At 68.8% G+C, this 20,577-nt stretch carries 24 protein-coding genes; 11 read left to right on the forward strand and 13 right to left on the reverse strand.

Features of this window, described 5'->3' with window-relative positions:
- Window positions 1-70: 70 nt before the first annotated feature.
- Entirely contained in the window at window positions 71-910 is an 840-nt protein-coding gene (locus AC1HFH_RS05990) for an AraC family transcriptional regulator (RefSeq protein ID WP_480246433.1), read from the reverse strand.
- Between the two features lie 10 nt (window positions 911-920).
- Complete coding sequence (locus AC1HFH_RS05995; protein WP_480246434.1) at window positions 921-2,072, reverse strand: serine hydrolase domain-containing protein; 1,152 nt, start codon at window positions 2,070-2,072, stop codon at window positions 921-923.
- Window positions 2,073-2,310: 238 nt separating this feature from the next.
- On the opposite strand from AC1HFH_RS05995, the gene AC1HFH_RS06000 reads away from it, so the two are divergent.
- Complete coding sequence (locus AC1HFH_RS06000; RefSeq protein ID WP_480246435.1) at window positions 2,311-3,234, forward strand: quinone oxidoreductase family protein; 924 nt, start codon at window positions 2,311-2,313, stop codon at window positions 3,232-3,234.
- 29 nt (window positions 3,235-3,263) lie between these two features.
- On the forward strand, window positions 3,264-4,343 hold the full coding sequence (gene ychF, locus AC1HFH_RS06005) for a redox-regulated ATPase YchF (RefSeq protein ID WP_480246436.1): 1,080 nt from the start codon (window positions 3,264-3,266) through the stop codon (window positions 4,341-4,343).
- Between the two features lie 13 nt (window positions 4,344-4,356).
- Here the strand turns inward: ychF and AC1HFH_RS06010 are convergent, their stop codons facing one another.
- Window positions 4,357-5,211 (reverse strand): NAD(P)H-binding protein, encoded by an 855-nt coding sequence (locus AC1HFH_RS06010; protein WP_480246437.1) that lies wholly within the window; start codon window positions 5,209-5,211, stop codon window positions 4,357-4,359.
- A 172-nt stretch (window positions 5,212-5,383) separates the two neighbouring features.
- Between AC1HFH_RS06010 and AC1HFH_RS06015 the strand changes: the two genes are divergently transcribed.
- Entirely contained in the window at window positions 5,384-5,968 is a 585-nt protein-coding gene (locus AC1HFH_RS06015) for a TetR/AcrR family transcriptional regulator (RefSeq protein WP_480246438.1), read from the forward strand.
- A 10-nt stretch (window positions 5,969-5,978) separates the two neighbouring features.
- On the forward strand, window positions 5,979-6,320 hold the full coding sequence (locus AC1HFH_RS06020) for a DUF2200 domain-containing protein (RefSeq protein ID WP_480246439.1): 342 nt from the start codon (window positions 5,979-5,981) through the stop codon (window positions 6,318-6,320).
- Between the two features lie 260 nt (window positions 6,321-6,580).
- Here the strand turns inward: AC1HFH_RS06020 and AC1HFH_RS06025 are convergent, their stop codons facing one another.
- From AC1HFH_RS06025 to AC1HFH_RS06040, 4 genes are all read right to left on the reverse strand, one after another.
- Window positions 6,581-7,021, reverse strand: a complete 441-nt coding sequence (locus AC1HFH_RS06025; RefSeq protein WP_480246440.1) for an iron chaperone — start codon at window positions 7,019-7,021, stop codon at window positions 6,581-6,583.
- Window positions 7,022-7,157: 136 nt separating this feature from the next.
- Window positions 7,158-7,619 (reverse strand): NUDIX domain-containing protein, encoded by a 462-nt coding sequence (locus tag AC1HFH_RS06030; protein WP_480246441.1) that lies wholly within the window; start codon window positions 7,617-7,619, stop codon window positions 7,158-7,160.
- A complete protein-coding gene (locus AC1HFH_RS06035; RefSeq protein WP_480246442.1) occupies window positions 7,616-7,939 on the reverse strand; it encodes a hypothetical protein in 324 nt (107 codons plus the stop codon). The genes AC1HFH_RS06030 and AC1HFH_RS06035 overlap by 4 nt, the downstream gene beginning before the upstream one ends.
- A gap of 10 nt (window positions 7,940-7,949) precedes the next feature.
- Entirely contained in the window at window positions 7,950-8,696 is a 747-nt protein-coding gene (locus AC1HFH_RS06040; RefSeq protein WP_480246443.1) for a helix-turn-helix domain-containing protein, read from the reverse strand.
- Window positions 8,697-9,288: 592 nt separating this feature from the next.
- On the opposite strand from AC1HFH_RS06040, the gene AC1HFH_RS06045 reads away from it, so the two are divergent.
- Together AC1HFH_RS06045 and AC1HFH_RS06050 are read left to right on the forward strand one after the other, a co-directional pair.
- Window positions 9,289-10,428 (forward strand): hypothetical protein, encoded by a 1,140-nt coding sequence (locus AC1HFH_RS06045; RefSeq protein ID WP_480246444.1) that lies wholly within the window; start codon window positions 9,289-9,291, stop codon window positions 10,426-10,428.
- A gap of 155 nt (window positions 10,429-10,583) precedes the next feature.
- A complete protein-coding gene (locus tag AC1HFH_RS06050; RefSeq protein WP_480246445.1) occupies window positions 10,584-11,297 on the forward strand; it encodes a DUF1906 domain-containing protein in 714 nt (237 codons plus the stop codon).
- A 16-nt stretch (window positions 11,298-11,313) separates the two neighbouring features.
- Here AC1HFH_RS06050 and AC1HFH_RS06055 read toward each other — a convergent pair whose 3' ends face one another.
- Both AC1HFH_RS06055 and AC1HFH_RS06060 read right to left on the reverse strand, forming a co-directional pair.
- Window positions 11,314-11,685, reverse strand: a complete 372-nt coding sequence (locus AC1HFH_RS06055) for a hypothetical protein (RefSeq protein ID WP_480246446.1) — start codon at window positions 11,683-11,685, stop codon at window positions 11,314-11,316.
- A 35-nt stretch (window positions 11,686-11,720) separates the two neighbouring features.
- The gene (locus tag AC1HFH_RS06060) at window positions 11,721-12,509 is read right to left on the reverse strand and encodes an Rv1157c family protein (RefSeq protein ID WP_480246447.1); all 789 of its coding nucleotides are present in this window, start codon (window positions 12,507-12,509) and stop codon (window positions 11,721-11,723) included.
- A 268-nt stretch (window positions 12,510-12,777) separates the two neighbouring features.
- Between AC1HFH_RS06060 and AC1HFH_RS06065 the strand changes: the two genes are divergently transcribed.
- Window positions 12,778-13,995 (forward strand): mannosyltransferase, encoded by a 1,218-nt coding sequence (locus AC1HFH_RS06065; RefSeq protein ID WP_480246448.1) that lies wholly within the window; start codon window positions 12,778-12,780, stop codon window positions 13,993-13,995.
- On the opposite strand, the gene AC1HFH_RS06070 is transcribed toward AC1HFH_RS06065, so the two are convergent.
- Both AC1HFH_RS06070 and AC1HFH_RS06075 read right to left on the reverse strand, forming a co-directional pair.
- Window positions 13,977-14,264 carry a 4a-hydroxytetrahydrobiopterin dehydratase gene (locus tag AC1HFH_RS06070; protein ID WP_480246449.1) on the reverse strand — a complete coding sequence of 96 codons (288 nt, stop codon included), beginning with the start codon at window positions 14,262-14,264 and terminating at the stop codon, window positions 13,977-13,979. The two genes, AC1HFH_RS06065 and AC1HFH_RS06070, sit on opposite strands and share 19 nt — an antisense overlap.
- Window positions 14,265-14,330: 66 nt before the next feature.
- A complete protein-coding gene (locus AC1HFH_RS06075) occupies window positions 14,331-14,507 on the reverse strand; it encodes a hypothetical protein (RefSeq protein ID WP_480246450.1) in 177 nt (58 codons plus the stop codon).
- Window positions 14,508-14,640: 133 nt separating this feature from the next.
- Here AC1HFH_RS06075 and typA point away from each other — a divergent pair, with 133 nt between their 5' ends.
- Window positions 14,641-16,548, forward strand: coding sequence for a translational GTPase TypA (gene typA / locus AC1HFH_RS06080; RefSeq protein WP_480246451.1), 1,908 nt, complete (start codon window positions 14,641-14,643; stop codon window positions 16,546-16,548).
- 147 nt (window positions 16,549-16,695) lie between these two features.
- Here the strand turns inward: typA and AC1HFH_RS06085 are convergent, their stop codons facing one another.
- Window positions 16,696-16,851, reverse strand: coding sequence for a hypothetical protein (locus AC1HFH_RS06085; protein ID WP_480246452.1), 156 nt, complete (start codon window positions 16,849-16,851; stop codon window positions 16,696-16,698).
- On the opposite strand from AC1HFH_RS06085, the gene AC1HFH_RS06090 reads away from it, so the two are divergent.
- The 3 genes from AC1HFH_RS06090 (at window position 16,832) to AC1HFH_RS06100 (ending at window position 19,858) form a co-directional block, all read left to right on the forward strand.
- Window positions 16,832-18,439 (forward strand): ABC transporter family substrate-binding protein, encoded by a 1,608-nt coding sequence (locus tag AC1HFH_RS06090; protein WP_480246453.1) that lies wholly within the window; start codon window positions 16,832-16,834, stop codon window positions 18,437-18,439. The two genes, AC1HFH_RS06085 and AC1HFH_RS06090, sit on opposite strands and share 20 nt — an antisense overlap.
- Window positions 18,436-19,314, forward strand: a complete 879-nt coding sequence (gene mshB, locus AC1HFH_RS06095) for an N-acetyl-1-D-myo-inositol-2-amino-2-deoxy-alpha-D-glucopyranoside deacetylase (protein WP_480246454.1) — start codon at window positions 18,436-18,438, stop codon at window positions 19,312-19,314. The genes AC1HFH_RS06090 and mshB overlap by 4 nt, the downstream gene beginning before the upstream one ends.
- A gap of 103 nt (window positions 19,315-19,417) precedes the next feature.
- The gene (locus tag AC1HFH_RS06100) at window positions 19,418-19,858 is read left to right on the forward strand and encodes a hypothetical protein (RefSeq protein ID WP_480246455.1); all 441 of its coding nucleotides are present in this window, start codon (window positions 19,418-19,420) and stop codon (window positions 19,856-19,858) included.
- 57 nt (window positions 19,859-19,915) lie between these two features.
- Here the strand turns inward: AC1HFH_RS06100 and AC1HFH_RS06105 are convergent, their stop codons facing one another.
- Entirely contained in the window at window positions 19,916-20,497 is a 582-nt protein-coding gene (locus AC1HFH_RS06105; RefSeq protein ID WP_480246456.1) for a TerD family protein, read from the reverse strand.
- Window positions 20,498-20,577: the final 80 nt, after the last annotated feature.

The raw sequence follows: 20,577 nt of genomic DNA on the forward strand, positions 1-20,577 counted from the left end.
CGCGAAATCGGTCGCGGTGCAGACGAAATCAGCTCGTCGTCAGGACCTTCGCGGGGCGCGGGCGGAACCGTTAACGATCTTGAACAACAGATCGGTCACGGCCGCCGGGACCTTCCTCGGCCAGCCAGGTGCTCGGCGGGCAGCCGGCCAGCTCGGCGAAATCCCGGTCGAGATGGGCCTGGTCGTAGTATCCGCAGGCCGCGGCCACCTCGGCGATGCCGACGAAGGGCGGGGTGGCGGCCAGCATGTGCCGCGCCCGGTCGAAGCGGGCGATCCGGGCGGCGAGTTTGGGGCCGAGTCCGAATTCGGCGGTGAAGCGCCGGGTCAGGTGCTGTCGGCTCCAGCCGATCCGGTCGGTCAGCTCGCGGACCGTCACCGTGCCGGAGCTGTCGAGCACCGTCCGCCAGGCGCCGGTGAGTTCGGGGGCGATTTCGGGCCCGGGCTGCACGATCCGGCTCAGAATCTCGTCGCAGACGGCGAAGCGCCGTGCCCAGGATGCCGGGCCCTGGAGTCGTTCCCAGAGTTCGTCGCCGATCGGCCCGGCCAGTTCGGCGCATTCCAGCGAGGTGTTCCACAGGGCGGCGGCCGGTGCGTCCAGCAGTGCCCGGCAGCCGAGCGGCGTCAGACCGATCCCGACACCCTCCTGGAATCCGGTGTGCCGGATCGTGGCCGGGCTCGCCTGCAGGCCGCTGAGCACACACCGGTAAGCATCGGGTGACTGTCGCGGATCCGTCTGGGCGACGACATCGATTGCGGGGCCGATCGAGACGATGAAGGTGAGATACGGCGACGGCAGCCCGCGATGCCGGCCGGGCGGGTACCCGGCCAGGCGGTATCCGGTGTAGTGGTCCACGATTCCGGCGAGGACCGGTGCGGGACGGGCCCGCACCTGCTCCGCGGTGGGCGCCATGCCGTCGACGTTACCCGGTGGGTGCGCCGGTTTCGACGACCGCGGCGGCCGCCTTACTGAACAGCTCGGCGTTGTGCGGGTTGCTGGTCCCGGTCAGGAAGCTGGTCGGCTCGGCCGGATCGAACGTATCCGGGACACCGAGCCGCACGATCACCATGTCCAGGCTGGGGATCATCACGGCGAACTGGCCCAGGGCCCCGGAGAAGGCGTACGCGTCGGCAGGCAGCCCGGGCAGTACCGGCCGGTCGTGCAGTTCGGCCGGGACCTCCACGCCCCGGTAGCTGCCGCCGGCATTGAGCCACCACAGGAATCCGTAACCACCGTTGGCGGCGCTGGGCGTGGTGCCGGCGCGGATGTAGGCCGGATCGATCAGCGCGCGCTCACCCCACCGGCCGTCCTGCACCAGCAGCCGGCCGATTCGGGCCAGGTCGCCCGCGCGCATCGACAATCCGCCGCTGACCATCGCATTGCCCGAGGCGTCACGATTCCATCGCCAGGCATTCCGCTCGATGCCGATCGGCGCCATCACCTCACGCTGGACGAAATCCAGGAAATCGGTTCCGGTGGTTTTCTCGACGATCTCCGCCAGCAGCACCAACACGTTCTGGGCATAGAGGAAAGTGGTGCCCGGTTCGGCGACGACGGGCGCGGTCAGCGCGTCCCGGACCGAATCGCCGGCCAGGATGGTTTCGATGTCATCCGGCCAGGTGAAGTGCAGGCCGCTGGTCTGATTCAGGATCTGACGCACGGTGATCCGGGCGTGTTCGGCATCGGCCGACGGGAAGAACTCGCCGATCGGGTCGTCGAGCCCGAAGTATCCGAGCGTCACCGCCCGGCCCACCGCCACCGCGGCCACGCCCTTGCTGCCGCTGGCCAACGGCATCGGCAGCTCCCCGGTCGCAATGTGCTCGCCGACCAGGCAGCCGTGCCGATAGATCTGCACGGCATGGGCCAGGTGCCGGGCACCGAATGCGACCGCGGCATCCACCGCAGCCGGATCCATGCCGACCGTCTCGGCGGCCCGCCGTTCGGGGGCGGCGCCCGGCGCCGGTTCGGCGCAGCCGGATTGCGGTGCCGCGGCCGCGACCGGTGCGAGCAGGGCGGCCGTCGCCAGCAGCGCCGTGCCGGCGCTGACGGACCAGGTGAAACGGCGAGAAAGCATGCGGTGCTCCGAGGGAGGGGACTGTGATCGACCCCACGGTACGACAGAGCCGCCCGGAATCCCCGAGTTCGGCGTGGTCGACCGGGATGAACCACGATCGTTTCGCCGCAACTCCGATGAACTGTCACCGAACCACGCCTCGGCCGGTTGGTGACATTGCGCACAAGTGCCGACTTCGGGATGTGAGAAGAGGTTACCGGGCGGTAACTTTGCGCCTTCCGAGAACGATGGAGGTGTGATGCGGCGGGTTCGATACGTGCACCAGGGCGGTGCCGCGGCGCTCGAGGCGGAGTCGGTGGAGGTTCCGGTCCCCGGCCCGGGCGAACTGCTCGTGCGGGTGGAGGCCGTCGGGGTGACCCGGCCGGTCGTCCGGGCGGTCCGGGAATCCGGTGCGGCCGCGCCGCTCGCCGGTGAAGTGGCCGGTGAGGTCGTCGCGGTCGGTGACGGTGTCGAGACCTATGCGCCCGGATACCGGGTGACCGGACTGTGCACCGGCCCCGGGTACGCCGAGTATGCCCTGCTCGCCGCCGAGGTCGCCTCTCCGATCCCGGACGGTGCGGCCGCCGTCGATGCCGTCGCTCTGGTGCACAGCGGCCTGGTGGCACTCGGTGCACTCGACGCCGCCCGGGCCGCCGAAGGCGAGATCGCCCTGATCACCTCCGCCGCCGGAGGCGTCGGTCATCTCGCGGTGCAGCTGGCCCGCATCCGGGGCGCCGCCTGGGTGGTCGGCGCGGTATCCGATCCGGCGAAGCTCGACTTCGTGCGGGAACTCGGTGCCGACGAGGCCGTCACCTACGACCGCGACTCCTGGGGCAAGCCCGCCGACTACTGCCTCGAAGGGGGCGGCGGTGACCTGCTGACCGCAGCGGCCACGGCCGTCGCGCCCGGCGGCCGGCTGGTCGCCTACGGTGCGGGCGGCGGGGCGGTCGCCACCGACGCGCTGCTCGCCGCCGCCTTGACCGTGACCGGCTTCCAGGCGCAGCACATCGCGCAGACCGATCCGCAACGGTACGAGCACTGGCGGCAGGAACTGTGGCAGTACTTCGCCTCCGGCCTGCTGCGCCCGATGGTGCATGCCGAACTGCCGCTCGACGAAGCCGCCCGGGCCCACGCCCTGCTCGCCGAGCGGAGCAACCTCGGCAAGGTGGTGCTCGTTCCGTGACCTGTGCCGCCGCGTAGACTTCCGTACTCGTGAGTCTCACCCTCGGAATCGTCGGCCTGCCCAACGTCGGAAAATCGACGCTGTTCAACGCGCTGACCCGCAACGACGTGCTGGCCGCGAACTACCCGTTCGCGACCATCGAACCCAACGTCGGCGTGGTGCCGCTGCCGGATCCCCGGCTGGCGAAGCTGGCCGAGATCTTCGGTTCCGAACGGATCCTGCCCGCGACGGTGTCGTTCGTCGATATCGCCGGCATCGTCAAGGGCGCCTCCGAGGGGGCCGGCCTGGGTAACAAGTTCCTCGCCAACATTCGCGAAGCCGACGCCATCTGCCAGGTGGTGCGGGTGTTCGCCGACGACGATGTGGTGCACGTCGACGGACAGGTCGACCCGGCTTCCGATATCGAGGTCATCGAGACCGAGCTGATCCTCGCCGACCTGCAGACCTTGGAGAAGGCCGTCCCGCGGCTGGAGAAGGAAGCCAAGGTCAAGAAGGACCGCAAGCCGGTCGCCGATGCCGCCAAGGCCGCCCAGGAGATCCTCAACAACGGCACCACCCTGTTCGCCGCCGGTGACGCCGTCGACACCGAGCTGCTGAAGGAAATGTCGCTGCTCACGACGAAACCCTTCCTCTACGTCTTCAACGCCGACGAATCCGTGCTCACCGACGAGGCCAAAGTCGCCGAACTGAAAGCCTCGGTCGCCCCCGCCGACGCCGTCTTCCTGGACGCCAAGGTGGAAGCCGAACTCCTCGAACTCGACGACGAATCCGCCCTCGAGCTCCTCGAATCCATCGGCCAGACCGAACCCGGCCTGCACGCCCTGGCCCGCGCCGGCTTCCACACCCTCGGCCTGCAGACCTACCTCACCGCCGGCCCCAAGGAGGCCCGCGCCTGGACCATCCATCAGGGCGACACCGCCCCCCAGGCCGCCGGCGTCATCCACACCGATTTCGAACGCGGGTTCATCAAGGCCGAGGTCGTCTCCTACGACGATCTGGTCGAAGCCGGGTCGATGGCGGCCGCCAAGTCCGCGGGGAAGGTGCGGATGGAGGGGAAGGACTACGTCATGGCCGATGGGGACGTGGTCGAGTTCCGCTTCAACGTGTAGCCGGGCAGCCGATTCAATCGGCGATCCGATCTGCCAGCTGGTCGGCGAGGCTGCGTGGCTCGCGTCCGAGGAGCTGCGCGAGCATGCGACCGGGCTGCGCGAAATGGCCGCTCCGGGTGGCCTGGAACATCGAGAGGGTGAAGCGGGCGGCCGGTTCCGGAATGCCGTCCGCCACCTGGTCGGCAACCCACTTCTCGTCGTCGACGACGATGCGCTCGATGTGGCGGCCGGTGAGCTCGGATGCCGTGTGGGCGAAGTCCGCGAGGGTGACCGGTGCCGGGAGTGTCAGGTCGACGGGGCCCTCGAACGGGGAGCCGCCGGTGAGGACGGCTGCGGCAGCTTCCGCGGCATCACGCCGATCGACCCAGGAGAACGGGCCGTCGGCGGGCATGGCGATGGCGCCGGTTGTCTGCCACGGGCCGAGTAGCTGACCGAGGTCTCCGTAGAAGCCGTTGCGCAGCGAGGTCCAGGCGACTCCGGACGTGGCCAGATGCTCCTCGGTTGCCGCGTGGATGGCGAGTGGCGGGTAGGGCGTCTCGACGCCGGTGCCGTGAGCACCGGTGTACAGGACCCGTTGCGCCCCGGCGTCGACGGCTGCATCGATGGCTGTCCGGTGCTGTGTGACGACGTCGGCGGTGATGTCGTTGGAAGAGACCAGCAGTACCTGTTCGGCACCGGCGAACGAGTGGCGCAGGGCGGCGGGTTCGTCGTAGCTGCCCTGCCGCACGCGGACGCCGCGGTCGGCCAGATGCTTCGCCCGTTCGGGATTGCGGACGCTGACGCCGATTCGTTCGGGTGGCATCCGCTTCAGGAGGTGGTCGACCGTTGCTCCGTTGAGAGCGCCGGTTGCTCCGGTCACGATGATCATGCTGGTGTCCTTCTCGTAGGGGTGCCCATGGTTGTGTGCTGGTCAGAGACCTGCTCGGCGACGTGAGGGCCGATGCGGAAAAGTTGACTCGCTTGGTCAACTTGTTGTCGGCTACCATCGTGCAGGAAGTTGACTCAGTTGGTCAAGTTTTTGTAGAGCAAGGAGGCTGCTGGTGACCGGGGCCCGCTCCTCGCCGACACTGCGCACCGACGCCCGCCGCAACGTGGACCGGATTCGTCTCGCCGCGGCGGAGGTCTTCCGAGAGCACGGCCTGTCCGTGCCGCTCGAGGAGGTCGCTGCGGCGGCCCAGGTGAGCAAGGCGACGATCTTCAACCGATTCGGCGGAAGGGTCGGATTGATCGACGCCGTCATCGACGATGTCGTCGCGGCCGAGTTGGCCGGCGTCATCGCCGATGCGCGGGCGATCCCCGAGGTTCGCGAGCGAATCCGCTACTACGTCGGCGCGATCCGGGATCTCCAGTACCGGCTACCGGCGGTCAACGACGTCCTCCTGCAAGAGTTCCCCGACTCCGAGCAGCTCATGGCCCTGTGTCGGATCGGCGGAACCTTCCACGACGACCTGGTAGCCGAAGGGCATGCCGCCGGTGTCCTGGTCGACGGATTCACGCCCGGCGACTTCCAGGCATTGACCCTCGACAACGCCCTCGCCCTGAAGTACGGCAGCCGACCGTCCCGGGCCGACTACGACCGTCGAACTGCGTTCGTTCTCGGCGGGATCTGCCGGTCGCAAAGCTAGCCTGGACCGCATGAGCCGGATCTTCACCACCAGCTTCGCTTCGGTGTACCCGCACTATGTGACGAAGGTGGAGAAGAAGGGGCGCACCACGGCGGAGCTCGACCAGGTGATCGAGTGGCTGACCGGATTCGATGCGGCGGCGCTGGCTGCGCACCTCGAGGCCGGCACCACCTTCGAGGAATTCTTCGCCCAGGCGGAGCTGAACCCGAATGCCGAGTTGATCACCGGGACGGTATGCGGTATTCGGGTGGAGAACATCGAGGATCCGCTGATGCAGCAGATTCGCTACCTCGACAAGCTGGTCGACGAGCTTGCCAAGGGGAAGGCGATGGACAAGATCCTGCGCGGGTGAGTTGCAGCGGACCGGCCGTCAGGCAGCCGTTGCCGGACGTCTCGACCACTCGATGGTGGAGCGCTGGAAGGCGGTTTCGAAACCCACCCATGCGGAGATGCTGCAGGCGGTGGGATGGACACCGCAGCCCGACTTCGAGCACCTGCGGGTACCACCACACTATGCGGATGCGGTATTGGCTGGATGGCGTGAGCGACTGGTCACGCGAGAGCGAGCGCTCGAAATGATGCATGGCCAGGAGGCCCTCGCGCCGACCGGGCTCAGCTCGCGGCGCGCGTGACCAGGTCGGTAATCAGCTGCTCGTTCGCGGGGGTCAGTTCGGTCAGGGCGAAGGCGGTGGGCCACATGGTGCCGTCGTCGAGGGCGGCGGTGTCGTTGAAGCCGAGGGTCGCGTAGCGGGCCTTGAATTTGTCGGCGGACTGGAAGAAGCAGAGGACCTTGCCGTCCTTGGCGTAGGCGGGCATGCCGTACCAGGTCTTGACCTGGAGGTCGGGGGCAGCGGCGGTGACGAGTTCGTGCACCCGGGTGGCCAGGGCGCGGTCCGGTTCCGGCATGTCGGCGATTTTGGCGAGGACGTCGGCGGTGCCGTCCTTCTTGGCGCGTGAACCGCGGCGCGCCTCTTTCTTCAGCTCCTCGGCGTGCTCCTTCATGGCAGCGCGCTCTTCTGCGCTGAACTTCACGGACTTGGTCTCGGCGGCCATGCGAGCGCCTTTCGTTCGGAATTCGGACACTTCACATACTAGGGAGCGGTCGCGGTGAAAACTTCTCGAAAACTGATCGGTTTGCCGGTGCCGCCGGTCGAGCTCCCCGGCGCCCGGGCCTCGCGCAGCTGGTCGGTCACCGTGCCGGATCGGGCCACCCGTACTCGGTGAACGAGGTGGTGGCGCCGGTGCGGAACGCGGTGATGCCGAGCGCCGCGTACTCGATGATGTCGTCGGGCAGCCCGGTCAGCGGAAACCAGGCGACGGCCTGGCATTTGTCGGGTTCCCGGTTCACCGGCACGCCCCGCCAACGGGTTGCGTGGAAGAAGATGCCGAGGCGCGATTCCCGGCCGGAGCCGGTGACATGGGCGAGATGGACGGCGCGGAGGTCGGCCGGGTCGATGGTGAGGCCGACCTCTTCCCGGGCTTCGCGGGCGGCGGCCGCGGTCAGCGATTCGCCGGGTTCGAGTTTGCCCGCGGGCAGATGCCAGCGTCCGGTGAATTCGTCGGCGCCGCCGCGGCGGCTCAGCAGCAGCCGGTCACCGTCGGTGACGAGGATGTGCACATCGACGAGATGCCGTCCGGGCGGTCCGTTCACGACCAGATCCGGCCCCAGATATCGTGCGCCCGGTCGCGGGCGTCCGCGCTGACCAGCAGCACCGGCAACAGGACGATCCCGGCGACCAGCAGCGCCGCCAGCCGGACGTAGACGCCCAGCTCCCCGAGCGCCTGCACGAGCGCGGGCAGCACACACAGCACGGCGAGGGCACCCAGTACCAGTGGCAGGGTCTGCTGCCCGGTTTCGGCGACGAGGGCGGCGGCGACCCCGAAGCACAACGCCAGGACCAGACCGAATACGCCGAGGAAGTACCGCAGCCAGGTGCGCCGATTCGAGTGGGTAGACCGTCGGGTGACCACGGCGGTCACCCTAGTCCGCCGACCCGGGCCACAGGCTCGTATCGGTCAATGCCGGGGCCAACGTGGTGAGGTTCCATTCCCGCCGCGGCATGTCGAAGCGCATGGTGAGCATCTGCATCGGCTGCAGCCGGCCGGTTTTCGGATCGCGGATACGGATCAGGGTGTGGTCCTGATCGGCGGCGGGCACCTCGTTGTGCCACATCTCGTCCCACTCGGGCGCCCGGGAGCAGCGGTCGATCAGTTCGTCCAGCCGATCGGGGGCGATCAGCCCGGGGCCCATCACCCGGAAGCCGTAGATCGTCAGATGTGTCTGCCGCCGCCATTCGACCACGATCTCGCGGGACACCGGGTGCAGCAGCAGCCATTCCAGCAGCGTCACGCCCGGGGTCAATCCGGGAAAGGCGTCCCGCCAGGCGGCATTGGCCGCGACGACGTCGAATGCGGGCCGCAGTTGCAGGGCAGCCGGGTGCGGGTAGGCGTGCAGGAATGCGTACTCGGCTTCGGTCGGCCGGGTGGGCAGATAGTCGCCGTAGGTGGCCGAGCCGAACGGCAGGGTGGCCGAGACGATGTGCTCCCGGAAGACCGGGGGCACGTCGAGTGCCTCGAACAAGGCTGCGAGCGCTTCGGGAGTGGGCGTCCGGGTGCCCTGTTCGATCTTCTGGATGAGGGAAGGGGAGATCCCGGCTCGGCTGCCCAGCGCAGTGCGGGTCAGTCCCGCCGCCGAACGGCGTTCCTGGAGGTACTGGGCAATCGACATCCGCCGGAGCACGTGTGCGGCCTTCCTGGCTCGTAGGACAGATTGGGACAGTCGTCTAGCTTGACCGACACTGCAGGTTTCGCAAAACTGCTTGCAGCCGGGCGGAGGTGCCCGGCCGTCGGAACAGGTCATCGATGCAGATTCTGCACCGATGCGCGCCGATCGGGTGCGGTGTTCCGGAGTTGGGAGTGTTCGATAGCGCGGTCACGCCATGGCGGGCTCGGTGGAGGGGACGACACGAGGCCCCCGCCGTGTGGCGGTGGGTGCGCGTGGCGAGAGGGTGCCGCCGGAGATCGCCGGCTCCCGGGTGGTGCAGGGGTCCATCCGGTGGCTGTGTCGCAAACCGGCTCCGGACACCGCACCGGCCGACCGGCCCGAATGCGTCCGTTTCCGAAATCTCTTGTGACCCATACGATCATGGGAATCCGTCCGGGCGGATCCGGGTGCGGAGCCGTACCATGGAGCTGCGGTGCCCGGCAGCACCGCATCCGGCTCCTGCCCTGCTTCCCCCTCATCGGCAGGGCAGGAGCCCGCGCGGGGATGTCATCCGGGTCGCGTACCGTGGTTCCGTCCGGGTGAAGGTGAGGGAGAGATGCGCAGCGAACCCGTGTGGATCGACTATGCGGATTTCGGTGAACGGTTCGTCACCCATGCGGTGAACGAGGAGCGGATTACCACCGCGGTCGCGGGGATGGCGGGTCGTGGGGTGACGATCGGGCCGTTCTCCATCGGCCCGGCGGGGCTGGCGAGTTTCGTCGCCGAAGGTGCTCTCGGTGCGCCGACGGTGCGCCCGTGCCCGGGTGCCGGTGACGATCTGACCTTCCAGGTGCGGGTTCCGCTCACCTTGGCGGTCGAGCTGGTACTGGGCGGGCGGAGCCTGAAGCTGGCCGCGGTCGTCGATATCGGGCTGACCCTGCATGCGCGCACCGCGGAACCGCTGCTGATCGTGATCGATGTGGCCCCGGTGGCGGCCCGCGACGTGAGCTTCACCCTGCGGGCCGAGGCCGTCGACGCGGCCTGGGAGATGCTGCTCGACCCGATCGCCGGGCTGGTCAAGAAGGAGGTGGCCGGCCGGGTCAACGCGATCGTCGCCGATCCGCAGGCCCGCGCCGCCCGGGTCTTCGATGTGGCGGCGATCCTGGACGGCTACGACTCACCGCACCGCAACGCCACCGTGTTCGACTGGATCGACTACCGCACCTTCGGCCTGCGCTTCTTCACCACCATCGTCACCCGGGAGCGGGTGTACGACGTGGTCGGGCAGATGGCCGGGCAGCCGGTCGAGGTCGGCCCGATGGCCGCCGGGCCACGCGGGTCGGCGAAGGTGACGGTGCGTGGGGCCTTGGAGCACCCGCGGGTCACCGAACGGGCCGCGCCACCCGGGCGGCCGGAGCTGCGCACCTTCGATATGACCCTGCCGGTCGGCCTGGACATCACCGTCGATGTGCTCAAGTCCAACCACTATCGCGCGGACTTGCAGATTCCGCTGCTGCTGGTGGCCCGGGCGGCCGAGCCGCTGCAGATCGTGATCGATGTGCGCCCGCCCGCGGTGGAGGACATCGAGCTGGAGTTCACCGCGAAGGGGATGCGGGCAGCGACACTCGCGGTGCTCGCCGGAATCCGGAAACAGGTGGTCGCCCAGGTGGCCGCGGTGGTAGGCGCCGAACTGGCCGATTCGACCGGCCGCACCATCGATGTGGGCGCCGCAATCGATGGGAAGAGCTCCGTCTGACCGGGCCCGCCCCTGTGACGCATGTGAATCATGGTTCTGATGATCCTGGCGGTTCCGGTGTGATTGTGGTGAAATGAGCCTTGTTCGAGGCTCCCGGCGTGCGGATTCGGGGTTGGCGCGCCGGGCATGCTGTCCAGCGCGAAGGAGTGCCTACGATGCATGCTGGTTCGGTGTCCCGGCGGGGGTTCTTCGGTTGTGCGGCAGTGGCTGCCGCGGTCGGCGCCGGCTTGTCGGCGGTTCGTCCCGCTGCTGCCGCCGGGATGGGCACATTGGTCGACTATTCCGCCGGGGTGCCCAGCGCCGAGGCGATCCGCGCGGCCGGGCATATCGGTGTCATCCGCTACGTCTCGGACCGTCGTCCGGGAGCGGAATGGATGCACGGTAAACCGTTGCGCGCGGCCGAGGTCGATGCCCTGCAGGCGGCCGGGCTCACCATCGTGTCCAACTACCAGTTCGGCAAGGGGCCGACCGCCGACTGGCGGGGCGGCCTGGAAGCCGGCAAGCGGCATGCCGAACGGGGGCTGGAACTGCACCGCGCCGCCGGCGGCCCGGACGGGGTGCCGATCTACGCCTCGATCGACGACAACCCCACGGCTGCCGATTTCGAATCGATGATCGCGCCCTACCTGCAGGGCTGGGAATCGGTGCTGGGCGCGGCCGCCGTCGGGGTCTATGCGAACACTCCGACCATCGACCGGGCCATCGATGCCGGGCTGGGTTCGTGGTTCTGGCAGCACGACTGGGGGACCCCGGAAGGCTATGTGCACCCGAGTGCCCATCTGCATCAGTTCGAGATCGACGAGCGCGCGATCGACGGTATCGGTGTCGATCTCAACTCGGCGCTACGCACCGAATACGGGCAGTGGTGACCGGTCCGGCGGCGGCTCAGGTCTGGCAGTGACAGGTCGGCGCGACCCGGAGCTCCGGTTCGTCGTCGGGCACCACGCGCAGTTCGGGCCGGACGTCCGGGGTCGCATGATCGCCGAGCCAGGACAGCAGTGACCAGCGGGACAGGCCGGACAGAGCCGAACCGAGGCTGACGAACGACCCAGACGACAGTGCGGAACCGAACGAGCCGACCGATCCGATCGACAGTACCGATCCGACACTGCCGATGGACAGCACCGAATACGCGGAGCCGATGCAGAGAATGGAACCCTCGGACCGGATCGACAGAATGGACCGGCGGGATCGCCGACTCCGAATCACCCGGCCGGAGCGGCTCGAATCATGGACGTGCACCTCGGCAGTCGCCATGTACTCGGTCTACCACATCCGGCCGGAATTCGGCGTCACGCCACGGTGAAGAATCCCAGCGTCGGCATGAAGGAGCAGGTCCGCGGGGCCTCACCCTCGGGCTGCGTGGTCAGCGAGCCGTCGATCACGGCGACCACCCGGCCGGGGCCGGTGTCCGCGATGGCCGACAGCGTCGCCGGGCCGTCCGGGTTGATCCGGGCCTCGTCGGTCAGCGTCTGCACCGCGGACCTGCGGTTGTCCAGGTTCAGCCACTGCACGGTCATCGGCGGGTTCTGTTCCGCGGTCGGCGACTCGGTGCCCAGCGCGGTGAACACGAAACCGGCCTGACCGGCGGCGGGGCCGGGCGGTGGCAGCTGCGCGGGGCCGGGGACGGCCAGCGCGGTGCCGACGGAATCGGATCCGTCACCGATGCAGTCCTTGCCGATCGTCGGGTACAGGAACTGCGCGATCACCGGGCCGTCCTCGGGGATCTCCGGCCCGCCACCGCCACTGCCGTCCAGGAAGGTGATGATCCGTTCCAGCGTCGACTCGATCTCCGGCGGCAGGTTCAGCGTCGCCAGCAGCGTACGGGCCTGATCGAGCAGGGCGGCCTGCGGGCCGGGGCCGGCGATATCGGCCGGGCCGGCGATGAGGCCGGTGACGGCGGGCGCGAAGGCGGCCAGCGCATCCACCGGGACGCCTTCGGGAACCATCGGAACGCTGATGGGTGCGGCCTCGGGGGCGGGCGCCGGTGCGGCGACCGTGGTCGCCGGCGCGGCCAGCACGGCAGCCGCCGCGGTGGCGATTGCGGTCGTCACGATCCGCGATCCTCGGGTGCGAAGCACTGGTCTAGCCGTCCTTAACCTCGGAGTGCATATGGTCGAGGGGTGCAAGCCCATCTATGTCGGGGGCCACTCTAGGGACAAGATCGGCTGGTTGTACAGCCGCCCCGGCCCTGCTTGTGCCGCGGGACGAATCGGTGTGCACCGAAGGTAGACCGGTCCGCTGTGACATCTGGGGATGTTGATGCAAATGTTATCGGTGGTGTCGGGGTGTGCCGATGCGTTTCCGGCGCGCGGCTAGAGTTGTCCGGGCCGCCGATCCGACGCACGAGTGGAAGCCTGCGAATTGAACCGATACCTGCGATGGGCGCTGCTGCTGCTCGGGCTCTCGGTGCTCGTGCGGCTGGCCTGGATGCTGTTCGCCGAGAACGGGCTCAATGTCGTCGACCTACACGTGTATGTCGACGGATCCGCATCGCTGCTCACCGATCGGCTCTACGACTTCACCTATGCGGAGGTCACTCCCGACTTTCCGCTGCCGTTCACCTATCCGCCGTTCGCCGCACTCGTCTTCTACCCGCTGCACTTCCTGCCGTTCACCCTGGTGGCGGTCGGCTGGATGCTGGCCACGGTGGCCGCACTGTACGGCGTGGTCCGGATCGGCCTGGAGTTGTTGCTCGGCACACAGCAGGTGCGGGAGGGGAACTGGCCGGCGATCGCGGTGGCCTGGACCGCCGTCGGGATCTGGCTCGAGCCGGTGCGCACCACCATCGACTACGGACAGGTCAATGTCTTCCTGGTGTTCCTGGCGATGCTCGCGGTGTGCAGTGCCCGCTGGTGGGTCTCCGGCACCCTGGTCGGGGTGATCGCCGGGATCAAACTCACCCCGGCGATCACCGGTCTGTACTTCCTGGCCCGGCGGCGCTGGGCCACTGCGGCGTGGTCGGCGGCGGTGTTCGGGCTGACCGTGGCGGTGAGCTTCCTGATCAATTCCGCCGAGACCCGGCGCTACTTCGGCACCCTGCTCGGTGACGCCGACCGGATCGGCCCGGTCGGCTCGGTGTGGAATCAGTCGCTGCGCGGCACGCTCAGCCGGATCCTCGGATACGACGTGCAGACCGGGCCGATCTGGCTGGTGGCGGTGCTGGTCACGGCGGTGCTGGCCTGGTTCGCGTGGCGGGCCCTGGAGCCCGACGACCGGCTGGGCACACTGCTGGTGGTCCAGCTCTTCGGCCTGATGATCTCGCCGATCTCCTGGTCGCATCACTGGGTGTGGCTGGTGCCGGTGCTGCTGTGGCTGCTGTACGGCCCGATGTGCGAGGCATTGGGTGCCCGCCTGCTGGCCGGCTACTGGCTGGTGACCACCCTGGTCGGGGTCCCCTGGGTGCTGTCGTTCGCCCAGCCGACCATCTGGACCATCCCGCGGCCGTGGCTGCTGTCCTGGCTGGGCGCCGTGGACGCGATCGGCGTGTTCCTGATGTTCGGCTGGATGATCCGGCAGGGGCGGCTGCGGGCGGCGCGCCCGCAGGTTCAGAAGATCGCCAGCTGATCGATGGTGCGCGCGAGCGCGAAGTCGTTCTCGGTGAGGCCGCCGGCCGAATGGGTGGTCAGCGAGAACCGCACGGTGCGCCAGCGGATATCGATATCGGGGTGATGTCCGGCGGCCTCGGCGGCCACCGCCACCCGGTCGACGAGTGCGATACCGGCCGGGAACGAGGGCGCGCGCACGTCCCGGACGATCGCGTCACCGGACCTGGACCAGTCGGGCAGGTCGGTCAGCGCGGCAGTGATTTGGGAATCGGACAGCAGGTCGGTCATGAGCCCACGATCCTCTCGACGGTGATCGACGCGCCTGCCCGGGTGCTCCGTCGTGGCTGTCCCGGGTCAGGCTGCGCGTGCTTCCTTCAACGCTTTCTTCAGCTTCTTCCCGGACGCTCCGGCCGCCTCGGCCTTCTTCATCCGCATGATCACGACGGGGCATTTCAGGCAGCGCGTCTTCTTCCGACAGCACTTCTTCTTCGGCTTCAGGCCCGAGACCTGCTTTGCCTTGACCTTGCCCACGCGAGTTAGCTTACCCTTACCGCTAGTGATGTCCATCGCCTGGTACCAGGTCTGCCGACCGGTACCGGTACGGTGTAATCGGCCGCAATGGGGGACGGCGCGCCACCAACACCAACAGCAGGAGGATTGAGGCGTGTCGTCTGCACGCGATTTTCGCAACGTCGCCATCGTGGCCCACGTCGACCACGGCAAGACGACATTGGTCGACGCCATGCTGCGTCAGTCGGGCGCTTTTGCCGAGCGCGCCGAACCGGTCGACCGGGTGATGGACTCCGGTGACCTGGAACGCGAGAAGGGCATCACCATTCTCGCCAAGAACACCGCCGTGCACCGGCATCACCCGGATGGTTCGGTCACCGTCATCAACGTCATCGACACGCCCGGGCACGCCGACTTCGGCGGTGAGGTCGAACGCGGCCTGTCCATGGTCGACGGTGTCGTGCTGCTGGTCGACGCCTCCGAAGGGCCGTTGCCGCAGACCCGGTTCGTGCTGCGCAAGGCGCTGGCCGCCAAGCTCCCGGTGATCCTGGTGGTGAACAAGACCGACCGTCCCGACGCCCGGATCGCCGAGGTCGTCGAAGAGAGCCACGATCTGCTCCTCGATCTGGCCTCCGACCTGGACGACGAGGCCGCCGAGGCCGCCGAGATGGCCCTCGACCTGCCGGTGCTGTATGCCTCCGGTCGCGAGGGCAAGGCCTCGACCGAGGCGCCGGAGAACGGTTCCGCACCCGATGCGGAGAACCTCGACGCACTGTTCGACGTGCTGCTGAACAACATCCCGGCACCCAAGGGCGATGCCTCGGCGCCGCTGCAGGCCCATGTCACCAACCTCGACGCCTCCGCCTTCCTGGGCCGGCTGGCCCTGGTCCGCATCCACAACGGTGAGTTGCGCAAGGGGCAGAACGTGGCCTGGATGCACGCCGACGGGGTCAAGCAGGTCAAGATCACCGAGCTGCTGCAGACCGTCGGCGTGGAGCGGCAGCCCGGTGAGGTCGCCGTCGCGGGCGATATCGTCGCGATCGCCGGCATCCCGGAGATCATGATCGGGGACACCCTGGCCGATCCGGACGAACCCGTGGCGCTGCCGCGGATCACCGTGGACGAGCCGGCCATCTCCGTGGTGATCGGCACCAACACCTCGCCGCTGGTCGGCCGGGTGCAGGGGCACAAGCTCACCGCCCGGATGCTGAAGTCCCGGCTGGACTCCGAGCTGATCGGCAACGTGTCGCTGCGGGTGCTCGACATCGGCCGGCCGGACGCCTGGGAGGTGCAGGGCCGCGGCGAGCTGGCCCTGGCGATCCTGGTCGAGACCATGCGCCGGGAGGGTTTCGAACTGACCGTCGGCAAGCCGCAGGTGGTCACCCGGCAGGTGGACGGCAAGGTGCACGAGCCGTTCGAGGAACTCACCATCGACTGCCCGGAGGAGTATCTGGGCGCCATCACCCAGCTGCTGGCGGCCCGCAAGGGCAAGATGGTGCAGATGAACAACCACGCCGCCGGCTGGGTGCGGATGGAGTTCATCGTGCCGTCGCGCGGGTTGATCGGTTTCCGCACCGACTTCCTCACCGAGACCCGCGGCACCGGTATCGCCAACGCCGTTTCGCACGGATACGCGCCGTGGGCCGGTGAGATCCGGGCCCGGCACACCGGTTCGCTGGTGTCGGACCGGGCCGGTTCGGTCACCCCGTTCGCCATGATCCAGCTGGCCGACCGCGGGCAGTTCTTCGTCGAGCCGGGCGCCGAGACCTACGAGGGTCATGTCGTCGGGATCAACCCGCGGGCCGAGGATCTCGATATCAACGTCACCCGGGAGAAGAAGCTGACCAATATGCGCAGCTCGACCGCCGACGTGATCGAGACGCTGGCCAAGCCGCTGCAGCTCGACCTCGAAGGCGCCATGGAGTTCTGTGCCGCCGACGAGTGCGTCGAGGTGACCCCGGAGGTGGTCCGGGTCCGCAAGGTGACTCTGGCGGCCAACGAGCGGGCGCGGGAGCTGTCCCGGCGCAAGGCCCGGGATCGCGCGGCTGCCGGACAGAGCTGATACTGGAGGATGGTCGGTCACGTTCCGCGGACGTGATCGGCCCGCCTCGATTTTGGACTGACGGAGTGAAGGAGCGAAGCGACTGAACGGAGGAGGGAAAAATCGAGGCTTCGGGGGCCGATCACCGCGGCGGCGGAGCCGACGCAGTCAGACACTGCGCGCGGCGGTGGCTTTGGCGGCATCGGTGATGGTGCTCGCCGGATGCACGGCGGATCCGCCACCACCGATCGAGAGCACGGATTCGCCGAGCACCACTCCGGCGCAGCCGACGAAGAACACCGTCGTGGTTGCGATCGACGACATCGGGATCGGATTCAATCCGCATCTGCGGTCCGATCAGTCGCCGGCGACCAGCGCGGTGAGTTCGATGGTGCTGCCGAGCCCGTTCCGCCCGGTGCCGGACCCCGCTCAGCCCGGAGTGGCGCAGTGGGTTCCGGATTCGGCGTTGATCGACAGCGCCGAGGTGACTGCGCAGGAGCCGTTCACCATCACCTATCGGCTGCGGAACCGGGCGAACTGGTCCGATGGTGCGCCGATCGCCGCCGAGGACTTCCGGTTCCTCTGGGAACAGATGATCGCCCGGCCCGGTGTCGTAGATCCGGCGGGTTATCGGCTGATCTCCGATGTCGGGTCCTCCGACGGCGGCAAGACCGTCACCGTGGTGATGCGCCAGCCGTATCCGGCCTGGCGGCAGCTGTTCACCAACCTGCTGCCCTCCCATCTGGTGAAGGATCTCCCCGGCGGTTTCGACGACGGGCTGACCGGTGAGATCCCGGTCTCCGGTGGCCCGTTCGCGATCGAGAACGTCGATCGGGGCCGGGAAGAGATCCTGCTGGAACGCAACGACCGGTACTGGGACGCTCCGGCCGAACCCGACCAGATCCTGTTGCGCCGCGGCGGGACCACCTCGCAGCTGGCCGATTCGCTGCGTACCGGGGATGCGCAGATGGCGCTGGTGCACGGTGGCGTCGCCACCCAGGCCCAGCTCGGCGCGATCCCGTCGATGCGGACCGCGATCATGCCGCAGGCGCGGGAGATGCAACTGACCCTGAATGCCCGCAGCGATGCGCTCGCCGATGTGCGGGTGCGCCGGGCGCTGCTGGCCCTGCTGGATCCGGCCCTGCTGGCCACGGTGGGCGTGCAGTCCGGTGGCTGGGTGGAGCCGGCCCGGGCGCAGGTGCTGGCACCGTCGAGCCCCGGCTATGTGCCGACCGCGCCGCCGCCGTTGCCGCCGGATGTCGCCTTCGAGCTGCTCGCCGAGGCCGGCTACGGCCGGGCCCCGGAAGCGGAGAATGCCGATTCGCCGACCTCGCCTGCCCCGCAGCCGCGCTCCCTGGTCCGGGACGGTGAGGTGCTGGCGGTCCGGATCGGTGCGGTGGCCGGTGACGCAACCACGCTGGGGGTGGCGCACACTGCGGCCGACCAGCTGCGCAGCGCCGGGATCGACGCCACGGTGCGCGAGATACCCGGCACCGATCTGTACGGAACCGCACTGGTCGAGGGCACCGTCGACGCGATCGTCGGATGGGAACTGGCCGGCGCCGATCCGGCCACCGTGCTCGACTCGCGGTACGGCTGCCCGCCGGTGGTCGGTCCCGACGATCCCGAAGCCGAAGAGCTGGTCGAGGGATACCGGGTCGCGCCCAGCAATCTGGGTGGCGTCTGCGATCCGGAACTGCAGCCGGAGATCGACCGGGCCCTGCGCGGCGACGAGGTGGGCGAGGTACTCGCCGGGGCCGAACCGAAACTGTGGGAGATGGCGACGGTGCTGCCGATCGTTCAGGACAATGTGGTGGCCGCGGCCGGGCCACGCCTCGACGGTGCCTCACTGAGCGGCGCCATCCAGGTCGGGATCTTCGGTGATGCCGCGCAGTGGCGGAAGTTGCCGTGAGTACCGGGGGGCTGGTGCTGGTGCATGCGCACCCGGACGACGAATCCATCACCACCGGTGGCACGATCGCGCACTACCGGCGCCGCGGTATCCCGGTGACGGTGGTGACCTGCACCCTCGGTGAAGAGGGTGAGGTGATCGGCGAGCGATGGGCGGGTCTGGTGGCCGACCGGGCCGACCAGCTCGGCGGCTACCGGATCGGTGAACTGTCCGCCGCGCTGCAGGCATTGGACGCCGGTGCTCCCCGTTTCCTCGGCGGTGCCGGGCGGTGGCGCGATTCCGGAATGGCCGGGACCCCCGCTGCCGGGCATCCGCGGGCCTTCGTCGGGTCCGGTCCGGCGGCGGTGGCGGAACTGACCGCGCTGCTGCTGGAACTGCGGCCGCGGGTCGTGGTGGGCTACGACCCGCTGGGCGGTTACGGGCATCCGGACCATATCCGCGCCTACGAAATCACCGCCGCGGCCGTTGCCGCCGCGGCCGAACAGGGGTGGGACACCCCGAAGCACTACTGGACCGTCACCGACGCCGATCTGCTGAACGCGCACACTGCGGCGCTGGCCCGGCGCACCGTCGACGGCCTGCCCGGTGCCCTGCCGGCCGGTTGGCGGCTGCCGGCGAACGGCGAACTGGCGAGTGTGCCCAGTGCTTCGGTCACCGCCGCCGTCGATGTGTCCGATGTGCTGGGGGCGAAGCGGGCGGCGCTGCGCGCCCACGCGACCCAGGTGTCGGTCGCACCGAGCGGCCGGGAGTTCGCGTTGTCCAACAACATCGCCCAGCCTGTCCTCCCGGTCGAGCATTTCGTGCTGGCCCGTGGCGTGCCGGGCCCGGTCGGTCCGGACGGCCGGGAGCACGATCTGTTCGCCGGGCTGGACTGAATCCGCCGCCGGTGGTCCCGGCCGGACCTGTGGCGCCGCCGCCTAGACTCGGCGGTATGTGCGGTCGAGTGCGGGTGACGGTCGGTTCCGGTGAGGTGTCTCGGTGACGGCCGTCGACGAGGACGCAGGAAAGGTGCGGCTGCCCGGACCGGCGGTGACGTTGCTGGGGCCGGTGACCATCGGGGTGCTGCTCTTCGACACCGTGCTGACGCTGGTGCTGGAGGTCCTGTACCTGCCGCTGTACCTCGGTTCGGTGCCGATGCCGGTCGGTGCGCTGCTGGCGGCGCCGATCAATGTCGCTTTGGTGTACGGCATGACTACGGTGACCGCGCGCACCGCATGGCATTTCGCCCCGATTGCCGTGTGGATCGTGGGATTTCTGATCCTGGCCGGTACCGGTCCGGGCGGTGATTCGATGCTGCTCGGTGACTGGCCGAGCATGCTGCTGTTGTTCTGCGGCCTGCTGCCGCCGCTGGGCTACCTGTACCACCGGATGAACGGGGAGATGTTCGGCGGGCCGGGTACCGCGGCCGGTCGCAACTGAGACCGAGGGCGGTGCGCCCGGCCGCGCCGATGGGTACCGGCGGGGCGGCTGCGCCGGTTACTGGAGGGCGAAACGCAGCAGCGCCTGCTTGTCGCCCTGCTTGATCTTGCCCTTGCGGTCCAGGACCTCGAGCTGCCAGGACGGGCCGTTGCGGAAGGCCCGGGCGATCGCATTCGCATTGTCCGAGCCCAGCAGCGACGGCCAGATGTCGGCGACCTGCTGGGTGTCGCCCCCGCTGGCGTCGTAGATCTTGAACGAGACGTTGTTGGCCTTGTCGAACGAGGAACCCTTCTTGAACGCGGCCGCAACGAAGACGATCGAGTCGATACCGCCGGGCACATCGGCGAAGGTGACGTGGACAGTCTCGTCGTCGCCGGAGGCGGCGCCGGTCTGCTCGTCACCGGAGTGCACGACCGAACCGTTGCCGAGCGGGTCCAGGGAGTCGAGTCCGGCGAACCGCACCGGGTCACCGCCCTGCATCAGGATGGCGACCAGGTCGAGATCGACACCCTTCTTGCGCCGGGCCATACCCAGCAGGCCGCCGCTGGATCCGGCCGAGGGGTCCCAGCTGACGCCGACACTCATCTTCGTGACGCCGGTGAGATCGTTGGCGCCGTCTTCTTTCTTGAGGGTGATCACCGTTCCAGGCTACCAACGCAGGCCGATGCCGTTGGGGTACAGAAAGTTTCCGACGGGTGACCACGAAACCGCAGTTGGGC

The sequence above is a fragment of the Nocardia sp. KT25-26 genome, from assembly GCF_056627695.1.